This is a genomic window from Enterococcus sp. C65 (genome assembly GCF_040887165.1).
GTDB classification, from domain to species: domain Bacteria; phylum Bacillota; class Bacilli; order Lactobacillales; family Enterococcaceae; genus Enterococcus_B; species Enterococcus_B hirae.
In genome coordinates, this window is the sequence record NZ_JBFOFG010000008.1 from 167,414 (window position 1) to 178,963 (window position 11,550).

Here is an 11,550-nt window from a genome sequence, read left to right on the forward strand (position 1 = left end):
AGCGAATACTTTGGACCATAAAGAGATGCGTCGCGTGATGCATGGCGCATTTATATTGACGATTGCTTCTTTCATAGCAAAAGTCCTAAGTGCGCTGTACCGCATTCCGCTCCAAAACTTAGTTGGTGATGAAGGATTTTATGTATACCAACAAGTATACCCAATCTATGGGATTGCCATGACTTTAGCGTTGTCTGGTTTACCGCAATTCATTTCAAAATATGTCGCTGAACGAAAAGATCCAATTCAGCGAAAAGAAGCACTGCAACGGCTTTATCCATTAGTTTTTTGGACAGGGATTGTTCTGTGGCTGTTTACTTTTCTCTTTAGCCGTTGGATTGCTTGGATGATGGGGGATCAGCAATTACGACCGCTGATCCAAATCGTTTCATTTACTTTCTTACTGATGCCAGGACTATCTTTTTATCGAGGGAATTTCCAAGGCAGATTTTTGATGGAACCGACAGCTGTTTCACAAGTCGTTGAACAATTTGTGAGAGTGGCGATCATCGTTTTCAGTGCCTTTGCTTTTCGACTATTTGGCTGGTCAGTTTACCAAACAGGAACTGCTGCTATGAGTGGTGCAGTCATCGGGGGACTTTGTGCCTATGGTGTGTTGCGCTATTATGAACAAAAAATCCATGGTGGAGCGTTAAGTTTTCGACATTTTTCGGTCACGAAACGACCTGACAAACGATTGATCCGGCGTTTTTTAGTTGAAGGGGGCTTAGTGTCAATCTATAGTGGTCTGCTGATTTTCTTTCAGCTGATCGACTCATTTTTTGTAAAAAATGCGCTTCAAGTTTATGGACTATCTGAACAAAGTGCAAAAATTGCAAAAGGGGTCTATGATCGTGGGCAACCGTTAGTTCAATTAGGACTAGTGATTGCAACTGCATTAAGTGCGACTTTCTTACCTGCATTGACGAAATACTTGATAACGGCTGTGCATAGTCAATTTCTAAAGACTGCCAAAATCTATTTACGGTTAACAACGACTTTAGCATTAGCTGCTTCTGTAGGACTAGCTATGCTTTTACCGTATATCAACTATGCGCTATTTAAAGATTACGCTGGGAATGCAGCGTTGGTGCTATTCGTCTTTGCAATTGCTTTAACAGCAATCATCCAAACCTATCAAAGTATTGCCCAAAGTAAAAATTCTTTTCGTCCCTCTTTGAAAGGTGCAGGCTGGGGGCTGTTAGCCAAAGCTTTGGCAACCCCGTTTCTAACTGGTTATCTAGGGACAGTAGGTGCTAGTTTGTCGACCTTGCTAGGATTGGCTGTCACTCTATGGTATTTTGTCCACACGGAGACTAGTGAAATCAATCAGTTCTGGAAAGAACGTCGCTTTGGAAGTAAATTGCTTCAATGTTTGGGATGGATGATCTTAGCCTTACTGATTTATTATGGCGGACTGACGATGATTTTTGGACCGGTTGCTCATCGGTCTTCTGCGTTCTTTGCCAGTTTAGCAGGTGTAGGAATCGGGGCGTTCGTCTTTGTGAATGCAGTGATCTGGACAAAATTATTTACGGTTAGAGAATGGTTGATGTTACCGTTTGGAAAAAAGATTTTACGATTTAATAAACTTATAAAAAATAAAAGTGAGGAATCCTAATGCGATTAGATAAATTTCTTAAAATTTCCCGAATTATCAAACGCCGCTCTGTAGCAAAAGAAGTGGCAGATAAAGGAAGAATTCAAATCAACGGAAAATTGGCTAAATCTTCTAGTGATGTCAAGGTAGGCGATCAATTGAAGATTCAATTTGGAAACAAAACAATGGAAGTAAAAGTCAATGAATTACATGAGTCAACGAAAAAAGAAGATGCTCAAAAAATGTATGAGATCATTTCGGAGATTCGCAAGCAAAACACTGACGAAATAGATTAGACAACCCTCAATGATATTGGTATAATGAAAACGACAATCAAAAAAGATTGGAGCGAAGAGAAGTGACAAAAAAAAGCAACAAAATTGCTGCTTTAGATACAGAGTATGCAAAGAAAAAATATGTCGAATTTCAAGAACAACAACGCCAGTTGATTTTTCGTAGACGTCGATTAGCAGTTATTTTTATAGGTGCTTTGGTCATTTTCGCAATTTTAGGTTTTCAAATTTTTCGTGATATGCAAAGAATGAATCAATTAAACGAATTGAAAGTTGAAGCAAATACGGAATTAAGCCAAGTCAATGCTGATGTGGATCAGCTAACACAGGATGTCTCATTATTGAAAGATGATGACTATGTGGCGAAACTTGCGAGAAGCAAATACTTTTATTCAAAAGAAGGCGAGCAGGTTTATCCAGTATTAGAATCAAATACGGATGACACAGACCAAACAACTAGTTCAACAACTGCAAAATAAGCAGTATTATAAATAGGTTAATAATTAGGAGGAACATTTTTTTTATGTCAATCGAGGTAGGAGCAAAACTGCAAGGAAAAGTATCAGGAATTACAAATTTTGGCGCGTTTATTGATTTAGGAGCTGGAAAAACTGGTCTAGTTCATATCAGTGAAGTCTCAAATGGCTATATCAAAGATATTCATGATGTTTTAAGTGTCAGTGATGAAGTAACTGTTAAAGTTATCTCAGTTAATGATGATGGTAAAATTGGATTATCAATCCGTCAAACACAACCAAAACCAGCGGAATCAACAGAATCAGATGATGATAAGCGTCCAAAAAAATACCAACAAAGAGATCCTCGCGATAATCGAGGTCGTTCAACACAGAAAAAACCTTTTTCTCGCAGTCAATCTTCTAATAACCATAAAGAAGACTTCGATTCATTAATGAGTTCATTTTTAAAGGATAGTGATGATCGATTGACTTCCTTGAAGCGCAATACAGAAGGTAAACGTGGCGGACGCGGCGGACGTCGCAGCTAACCAAAAACTTAAGAGCAGGCAATTGTCGCAGACTTTTGTCCGCTCTTTTTTTCATTGGAATCTTTGATGGTAGGTTGATCGAAGCCGAGAAGGAACAAGGAAGTGATTCGATGGAAGAAGAACAAGACGCAAGGAAGATCAGACAACGTTTTTTGACAAATTGTGAAATTAATGGTTATTTGAATGAAAAAACAAGAGCGCTACTGGCGGTTTCTGGGGGAGTAGATTCTATGGTTCTTCTGGATTTAATGATGGAAGCGCAAAAAAAATGGGGTTTCTTTTTGGCAGTGACCCATATCAATCATCAATTAAGAGAAGAATCTGTTCATGAAGTTGCGTATTTAAAGAAGTATTGTCAACAACATCAACTCCCATTACAAGTGGAAGTTTGGGAAAAGCCAACAAAAAAGGGCATTGAAACAGCGGCTCGAGAGTTTCGTTATCAAGTGTTTGCGAAGCAGATGCAAAGCGGCAGCTATGACTGCCTAATGACGGCACATCATGGGGATGACCAAATGGAAACGGTTTTAATGAAGTTGTTGCGTGGGGGGCAACTTAGTACCTATGCTGGGATCAAAGAAGCCCAACCCTTCTCCAATGGTCGATTGATTCGTCCGTTACTAGGATTTAGTAAGGCGCAATTATATCAATATGCTTCAGAGCGAGAGCTGGTTTATTTTGAAGACCATACGAATCAAGAGTTGGATGTTCAACGTAATCGCCTTCGTCATTTGGTTCTGCCTCAACTAAAACAAGAAAATCCACAAGCAATGGTTCATTTTCAACGTTTTTCGCAGCAGATCCAATGGGCAGATCGATTGATTCAAACACACATGAAGAAAGTCTTGATGGAAAATGTCGTAGAAGAAAACGAATGGGTGCATTTTCCTTGGAAACTATTAGCGGAGATGCCAGAAGAAGAAAGCTATTATTTCTTATACGCATTCTTTGATCATTTTTTTGAAAAAACAGCGATCGTGATCAAAGAAAAACAAATCCAACTGATTTTACAACAGTGTCAACAGAAAAAAGGCCAATGGAAAATTACTCTTGAACGAGGGTGGGTTCTGCAACGTAGCTATGAAAAAATCTATCTTATCCAAGAGAAAGCTGATCCCTCAAAAACAATACAAGAACGAACAGAGGCGTATAAGTTGGAGTTGAATCAACGCATCAGGTTAGATGAAAGCTGCTGGATCGGCTTGTTTACACCTGAAGCAGCCGAAGAAGCTAGAAAAGCAGATGATTGGGACGAGTTTTCTCATGATCTTTGGCTATCTTCACATCAAGAACTGTTTGTAGGAAAGAGACAAGCAGGAGAGCGTATCCAGCTAAATAGCAAACTAAAAAAGAAAATATCCAGATATTTGATTGATAACAAAGTACCTGATTCACAAAGAAAAGAGGCATGGGTCGTGAGGGATCAAAATGAAAATATTTATAGTTTGGTCCCATTTACCTATTCCTATTTGAGTATTGGTGTAGAAACTGATAAAATACACTACATACTTCTTTACAAATATCACAAAGAAGCAATTGGAAGGAGAACCTGATGTTAGAAAAGGATATTGAAAAAGTTTTGATTACAAGAGAAGAAATACAAGTTCGTTGTGAAGAACTAGGCAAAGAATTGGCAGAAACTTATAAGCATAATAATCCACTCGTTGTTGGTGTTCTAAAAGGCGCTGTTCCATTCATGGCAGATATCATACGTTCGATTGATGCTCACTTGGAAATAGACTTTATGGATGTTTCAAGTTATGGAAATGCAACGGTTTCATCAGGAGAAGTCAAAATCGTCAAAGATTTAGATACCAATGTTGAAGGCCGTGACTTACTGATCGTTGAAGATATCATCGATAGTGGAAGAACACTCGCTTATTTGGTTGATCTATTTAAATACCGTAAAGCAAAATCAGTGAAAATTGTCACATTGCTTGATAAACCAGAAGGTAGAGTAGTTGATATTGAAGCAGACTATGTTGGATTCAATGTTCCTAATGAATTTGTAGTGGGTTACGGATTAGATTATGCAGAAGCTTACCGTAATTTACCATACATCGGTGTATTGAAGCCTAGCGTTTATCAATCAAATTAGTGCTGTATCTACTATAAATTGTGTTACAATAGAATGGTCAGGATTGATAAAAAAAATGCTAAATTAAAATAACGCATAGGGAGGGCAACTATGAACAAAAAAAACAATGGCATGATGAAAAATGCCTTGTATTATGTCCTCGTAATCTTAGCGATGGTTATGGTCGTATATTTTATCTTTGGTAATAACGGCCAACGATCGTCAGATATCGAGTACACAAAATTTACAGAACAATTACAAGCAGGGAAAATCAAAGAATTTGAAGTGCAACCTGCAAATGGTGTATATAAAATTTCTGGAGAGTATAAAGAACAGCAAACCGTCTCTAACAGTGGTGGACTTGCTATCTTAGGATCGACAGATACAAAAACGACACACTTTACAACGATTATTTTGCCAAACGATACCACACTTAGCCAAGTGACTGATTTAGCGAAAGAACATAACGTAGCTACAACAGTCAAAGAAGAATCAAGCAGTGGCGTATGGGTATCCTTATTGCTAAGCTTCTTACCAATTATCATCCTTGTGTTCTTCTTCTATATGATGATGGGGCAACAAGGTGGTGGCGGAGGCGGCGGTGGCCGTGTCATGAACTTTGGTAAATCAAAAGCCAAAGAAGCAGACAAAAAAGCGAACCGTGTACGCTTCTCGGATGTCGCTGGTGCAGAAGAAGAGAAACAAGAGTTGGTTGAAGTTGTTGAATTCTTAAGAGATCCGCGACGTTTTGTTGAGTTAGGCGCACGTATCCCAGCTGGTGTTCTTTTAGAAGGACCTCCAGGAACTGGTAAAACATTGTTAGCAAAAGCTGTAGCTGGAGAAGCGGGTGTACCGTTTTACTCTATTTCAGGTTCTGACTTTGTAGAAATGTTTGTGGGTGTTGGGGCAAGTCGTGTTCGTGACTTATTTGAAACAGCGAAGAAAAATGCTCCAGCAATCATCTTCATCGATGAAATTGATGCTGTTGGTCGTCAACGTGGCGCAGGCATGGGCGGTGGACATGATGAACGTGAACAAACACTGAACCAATTGCTAGTTGAAATGGACGGATTTGATGGGAATGAAGGTGTTATCGTCATTGCTGCAACAAACCGTTCAGATGTACTTGACCCTGCACTTTTACGTCCAGGACGTTTTGACCGTCAAATTTTAGTTGGTCGTCCAGATGTGAAAGGCCGTGAAGCAATCTTACGTGTTCACGCACGAAACAAACCGATGGCAGATGACGTTGATTTGAAAGTCGTGGCACAACAAACACCAGGTTTTGCTGGTGCAGATTTAGAAAATGTCTTAAACGAAGCAGCTTTAGTTGCGGCTCGTCGTAACAAGAAGAAAATCGATGCTTCAGATATTGATGAAGCAGAAGATCGCGTGATTGCAGGTCCAGCTAAGAAAGATCGCGTAATCAGCAAAAAAGAACGAGAAATGGTGGCTTATCACGAAGCAGGTCATACGATCGTTGGTTTAGTCTTGAGTCGGGCACGTGTGGTTCATAAAGTTACCATTATTCCACGTGGACGTGCAGGTGGTTATATGATCGCCTTACCAAAAGAAGATCAATTCTTGATGACAAAAGAAGATATGTTTGAACAAATCGTTGGTTTGCTTGGTGGTCGAACAGCAGAAGAAATCATCTTCAACGTTCAATCAACTGGGGCTTCTAATGACTTTGAACAAGCAACAGCTTTAGCACGAAGCATGGTAACTGAATATGGAATGAGTGATCGTTTAGGTCCAGTTCAATATGAAGGAAATCATCAAGTATTCGTTGGTCGTGACTATGGTCAAACGAAAGCTTACTCTGAACAAGTGGCCTTTGAAATTGACCAAGAAGTGCGTAAGATTTTGATGGAAGCTCATCAAAAAGCGCATGAGATCATCGAAGCACATCGAGCGCAACATAAATTGATCGCTGAAAAACTGTTAGAATTTGAAACACTCGATGCGAAAGCAATCAAATCTTTATTTGAAAAAGGTGTTATGCCTGAAGGTTCAGAATCTGCTAACTATCCTAGTGAAAAAGAAGCGCAAACTTTTGAAGAAGCAAAACGTGCTTTGGAAGAAAAAGACGCAGAAAAACAAGCGGAAGAAAAGCAAGATTTTGAGCACGATAAGAAAGAATTTGAAGAAGAGAAAAAAGAATTAAATGAAGAAGAACATCAAACTTCTTCAACAGATGATTCGGGTGATCAACCGAAATAATCGCTAAAAAATGAGAGCTACGACAAAAGTCGTGGCTCTTTTTTAGTAGTTGTTTTATTTTTTATTATAGAATAGGCAAATAAAAGAAAAGATAACATTCATAAGTTGAAAATTATCAGCGTAACTAGTATGATTCACTATGAATTTAAAAATCGGAAAAGAGGTACATAAATAAATGGAAGATTATTTGATCAAGGCACTGGCCTATGATGGCTATGTACGTGCTTATGCAGTTCAAGCAACAAATACTGTTGCAGAAGCCCAAAAACGACACGACACTTGGCATACATCATCGGCTGCATTAGGTCGTACGCTTGTTGGCGGACTTTTACTAGGTTCGACGCTAAAAGGCGAAGACAAGTTAACTGTGCGGATTCAAGGGAATGGTCCGGCTAATGGGATTGTGGTAGATGCGAATGGTAAAGGAGAAGTCAAAGGCTATATCCAAAACCCTCATTTGAGCCTACCTTTGAATGAAGCAGGAAAAATTGATGTGCGTGGTGCTGTGGGAACGCAAGGGATGTTCAGTGTTACTAAAGACCTCGGTTTGAAAGAACCATTTTCGGGACAAACACCTATTGTTTCTGGAGAAATTGCGGAAGACTTTACCTATTATCTTGCAATCTCAGAACAGATTCCTTCAGCAGTTGGATTGAGCGTTTTAGTTAACACGGATGACAGTATCAAAACAGCTGGTGGATTTATGATCCAAATCATGCCTGGTGCAGATGAAGAAACTATCAGTAAAATCGAAGAACAATTAAAAACGACACCACGTATTTCTACTTTATTAGACGAAGGATTAACACCTGAAAAAATTCTTGAAGGTTTACTAGGAACTAGTGAGTTGAATATTTTAGAGAAAATGCCGGTACAATTCAAATGTGATTGCTCAAAAGAAAAATTTGGGGAAGCAATTATTGCTTTAGGGGCAGAAGAAATCCAAGCGATGATTGATGAAGATCACGGAGCAGAAGCCGTTTGTTCATTCTGCAACAACAAGTATGAATACAGTGAAGCAGAATTATCCGAGCTAAAAGCAGAAGCGCTGGGAGGAAAATAAGTGGAACATACATGGAAAATCGGACATGTTGAAATTCCCAATCGAGTAGTTGTCGCACCGATGGCTGGAATCACTAATTCAGCTTTTCGTGTGACCGTCAAAGAGTTCGGTGCTGGATTAGTCGTCTGTGAGATGATCAGTGACCAAGGAATCCATTTTAGAAACAAGAAAACATTAGAGATGCTGCATATCGAAGAAACAGAACATCCACTAAGCTTGCAAATTTTTGGTGGAAACAAAGATACTTTGGTCGAGGCTGCCCAATTCGTTCAAGAAAATACAGCGGCTGACATCATTGATATCAATATGGGTTGCCCAGTGAACAAAATCATCAAAGCAGAAGCAGGCGCTAAATGGTTATTGGATCCAGATAAAGTTTATGAGATGGTGCAAGCTGTCTCTTCTGCCGTTGATGTACCAGTTACTGTGAAAATGAGAATCGGTTGGGATGAACAACATGTCTTTGCTGTGCAAAATGCTTTAGCGGCTGAAGCAGCTGGCGCCAGTGCAATCGCCATGCACGGACGTACGAGAGTACAAATGTATGAAGGTAAAGCAAACTGGGAAGTATTGAAAGAAGTTAAAAGTCAGCTCAAGATCCCATTTATGGGCAATGGAGATGTCAAAACTCCGGAAGATGCTAAAAGAATGTTAGAATACGTAGGAGCGGATGGTGTAATGATCGGGCGTGCAGCGTTAGGCAATCCTTGGATGATCCATCGCACCCAGCATTACTTAGAAACCGGGGAGTTAATCCCTGAACCAACACCAAGAGAAAAAATCGAGACCGCTAAATTACATTTGAAACGTTTAGTCGATTTAAAAGGAGAGGTTGTTGCGTGCCGAGAATTTCGGACACATGCTTCCTATTATTTAAAAGGAATCTCTCGAGCAGCAAAAGTAAAAGTTGCAATCAATCAAGCAGAAAAACAAGTAGAAATCAATGAACTGCTTGACCGCTTTTTAGAGAAAACAGAAAAAGTATCTGTGAAATAATCCAGTGATTTTCTAAGTTTTTCGTGAATTTTCAAGTCGAACTTTAAGTTCGGCTTGCTTTTTTTGTGTTTCATTGGCATTATAGGAAAGAGAATAACATGAGAATGGAGGAACTTTTGTGACACAGGAACAACAACATCAAGTAGAAGATTTAAACGATCAAATGCTTGTTCGCCGTCAAAAAATGGAGCAATTAAGAGAAAATGGGATTGATCCTTTTGGTAAACGATTTGAACGTACGCACAATTCAGAAGAATTACATGAATTGTTTGATCCAAGAACAAAAGAAGAATTAGCAGAGATGGGGCTAACTGCAAGTGTAGCCGGTCGAATGATCACTCGTCGTGGTAAAGGAAAAGCTGGATTTGCTCACTTACAAGATCGTGAAGGCCAAATCCAAATTTATGTACGTAAAGATCAAGTAGGTGATGAAGCCTATGATGTATTCAAACATGCTGATTTAGGCGACTTCTTTGGCGTAACAGGTGAAATCATGAAGACTGATACTGGCGAAGTTTCAATCAAGGCATCAGAAATCACTATTTTATCAAAAGCTTTACGTCCGCTACCAGATAAATACCATGGATTGACTAATATCGAACAACGTTATCGTCAACGTTATCTTGATTTGATCAGTAACCGTGAAAGTTTTGATCGCTTCATGAAACGTAGCCAAATTATTAGCGAAATCCGTCGTTACTTAGATGGTAATGGCTATATTGAAGTAGAAACACCAGTCTTACACAATGAAGCCGGTGGTGCTGCAGCTCGTCCATTTATTACACACCATAACGCACTAGATATTGATTTATACTTACGTATTGCGTTAGAACTTCATTTAAAACGCCTAATTGTGGGTGGAATGGAAAAAGTTTACGAAATCGGTCGCGTTTTCCGTAATGAAGGAATCGATACAACTCATAATCCAGAATTTACGATGTTAGAAGCTTACACCGCTTATACAGATTTCCAGGATGTCATGAACTTGACTGAAGGAATCATTCGTAATGCAGCCCAAAAAGTTCTTGGTACAGCAGAAATCACTTATGATGGCCAAGCAGTTGATTTGGAAAGTGACTTTAAACGTATCCATATGGTAGATGCGATCAAAGAGCAAACAGGTGTCGATTTCTGGAAAGAAATGACATTAGAAGAAGCATTAGCACTTGCTGAAGAGCATCACGTAGAAGTGACCGAAGCAATGGGCGTAGGACATGTCATCAATGAGTTCTTTGAAACTTTTGTGGAAGAAACATTGACACAACCAACTTTTGTTTACGGACATCCAGTAGAAGTATCTCCATTGGCGAAAAAGAATCCAGAAGATCCACGCTTTACCGATCGTTTTGAATTGTTTATCGTTGGTCGGGAATTTGCGAATGCCTTTACCGAATTAAATGATCCAATTGATCAAAGAGAACGTTTTGAAGCCCAAGAAAAAGAACGTGAGCTAGGAAACGATGAAGCACACGGTGTCGATGAAGACTTCTTGGAAGCTTTAGAATATGGTATGCCACCAACTGGCGGTCTAGGTATCGGAATTGACCGTTTAGTTATGTTATTGACGGATGCACAGTCGATCCGTGATGTTTTGCTATTCCCAACGATGCGTTAGATATGGTGAATATGAATAAAAAAGAAGCCAAGAACTCTTGGCTTCTTTTTTTATAATCTAGTAAAAGAGAGAAGTCAAAGGATCACTCTATTTCTAGTAGATAGCGTAAAACTTACACCACTTTTTGTCAGTTTCTTTTTTGAAATAATGAGGTACGGTAAAAAAATGCAAGGCGAGGATAATCGAGAAATTTATTATGTGGAGGCATAGATAAAGGAATTGCTTGCTTGTATTTGAGTGGATTGATTAAACGATCTTCTTATTTATAACGAATATTAAAGAATAAGGGATGAGTAATATCGCAGGAAAACTATTAAAATACGAATGATTATTTTTAAAATTACAGAAATGATCGTCCAATGAAAAAAACTTGAAAAAATACAAAAAATTCGTTGACCGTTAAAGGTTTAGTTGGTATATTATTATTTGTTCAAAAGTTATCACTAAATAACTTCTGACAAAAATAAAAAATAACTTCAAAAAGTTCTTGACGTGTGAGAGATCACATGATAAGATAACTGAGTCGTTAAAAAACAATAGCTTACGAAGCTTGATTCTATCGAAAAAAACTTCAAAAAAGTTGTTGACAAATAACAAACGACGAGTTATGATAAATGAGTTGCTGAAACACTTCTGAAAAATGAAGTTAAAAAACTTTTAAAAAAGAGTTGACAAAT

Annotated in this window: 10 protein-coding genes; all 10 read left to right on the forward strand. The window is 38.7% G+C overall.

The genetic code is table 11. The features are described from left to right. Nucleotides 1-10: 10 nt before the first annotated feature. Nucleotides 11-1,621 carry an oligosaccharide flippase family protein gene (locus AB3I12_RS10475; protein ID WP_010737289.1) on the forward strand — a complete coding sequence of 537 codons (1,611 nt, stop codon included), beginning with the start codon at nucleotides 11-13 and terminating at the stop codon, nucleotides 1,619-1,621. After that, on the forward strand, nucleotides 1,621-1,896 hold the full coding sequence (locus AB3I12_RS10480; RefSeq protein ID WP_010720581.1) for an RNA-binding S4 domain-containing protein: 276 nt from the start codon (nucleotides 1,621-1,623) through the stop codon (nucleotides 1,894-1,896). The genes AB3I12_RS10475 and AB3I12_RS10480 overlap by 1 nt, the downstream gene beginning before the upstream one ends. Nucleotides 1,897-1,958: 62 nt before the next feature. After that, the gene (locus tag AB3I12_RS10485; protein WP_010737290.1) at nucleotides 1,959-2,372 is read left to right on the forward strand and encodes a septum formation initiator family protein; all 414 of its coding nucleotides are present in this window, start codon (nucleotides 1,959-1,961) and stop codon (nucleotides 2,370-2,372) included. Nucleotides 2,373-2,416: 44 nt separating this feature from the next. Then, complete coding sequence (locus tag AB3I12_RS10490) at nucleotides 2,417-2,899, forward strand: S1 domain-containing RNA-binding protein (protein ID WP_010720579.1); 483 nt, start codon at nucleotides 2,417-2,419, stop codon at nucleotides 2,897-2,899. A 110-nt stretch (nucleotides 2,900-3,009) separates the two neighbouring features. Then, the gene (gene tilS / locus AB3I12_RS10495; protein ID WP_063627631.1) at nucleotides 3,010-4,452 is read left to right on the forward strand and encodes a tRNA lysidine(34) synthetase TilS; all 1,443 of its coding nucleotides are present in this window, start codon (nucleotides 3,010-3,012) and stop codon (nucleotides 4,450-4,452) included. Beyond that, nucleotides 4,452-4,997 carry a hypoxanthine phosphoribosyltransferase gene (gene hpt / locus AB3I12_RS10500; RefSeq protein ID WP_010737292.1) on the forward strand — a complete coding sequence of 182 codons (546 nt, stop codon included), beginning with the start codon at nucleotides 4,452-4,454 and terminating at the stop codon, nucleotides 4,995-4,997. Before tilS ends, hpt begins: the two co-directional genes overlap by 1 nt. A 90-nt stretch (nucleotides 4,998-5,087) precedes the next feature. Next, nucleotides 5,088-7,199, forward strand: coding sequence for an ATP-dependent zinc metalloprotease FtsH (ftsH, locus tag AB3I12_RS10505; RefSeq protein ID WP_063627630.1), 2,112 nt, complete (start codon nucleotides 5,088-5,090; stop codon nucleotides 7,197-7,199). A 175-nt stretch (nucleotides 7,200-7,374) separates the two neighbouring features. Beyond that, complete coding sequence (hslO, locus tag AB3I12_RS10510) at nucleotides 7,375-8,262, forward strand: Hsp33 family molecular chaperone HslO (protein ID WP_010720575.1); 888 nt, start codon at nucleotides 7,375-7,377, stop codon at nucleotides 8,260-8,262. Continuing rightward, on the forward strand, nucleotides 8,263-9,258 hold the full coding sequence (dusB, locus tag AB3I12_RS10515) for a tRNA dihydrouridine synthase DusB (protein ID WP_034700012.1): 996 nt from the start codon (nucleotides 8,263-8,265) through the stop codon (nucleotides 9,256-9,258). A 118-nt stretch (nucleotides 9,259-9,376) separates the two neighbouring features. Continuing rightward, nucleotides 9,377-10,873: a lysine--tRNA ligase gene (gene lysS / locus AB3I12_RS10520; protein WP_010720573.1), complete on the forward strand. Its 1,497-nt coding sequence runs from the start codon at nucleotides 9,377-9,379 to the stop codon at nucleotides 10,871-10,873. The last annotated feature ends 677 nt before the right edge of the window (nucleotides 10,874-11,550 follow it).

Excerpts from the sequence above, each read along its gene's own strand:
- AB3I12_RS10490 (WP_010720579.1), top strand. The coding sequence starts at position 2,417 with ATGTCAATCGAGGTAGGAGCAAAACTGCAAGGAAAAGTATCAGGAATT.
- ftsH (WP_063627630.1), top strand. The coding sequence starts at position 5,088 with ATGAACAAAAAAAACAATGGCATGATGAAAAATGCCTTGTATTATGTC.
- hpt (WP_010737292.1), top strand. The coding sequence starts at position 4,452 with ATGTTAGAAAAGGATATTGAAAAAGTTTTGATTACAAGAGAAGAAATA.
- hslO (WP_010720575.1), top strand. The coding sequence starts at position 7,375 with ATGGAAGATTATTTGATCAAGGCACTGGCCTATGATGGCTATGTACGT.
- tilS (WP_063627631.1), top strand. The coding sequence starts at position 3,010 with ATGGAAGAAGAACAAGACGCAAGGAAGATCAGACAACGTTTTTTGACA.
- AB3I12_RS10480 (WP_010720581.1), top strand. The coding sequence starts at position 1,621 with ATGCGATTAGATAAATTTCTTAAAATTTCCCGAATTATCAAACGCCGC.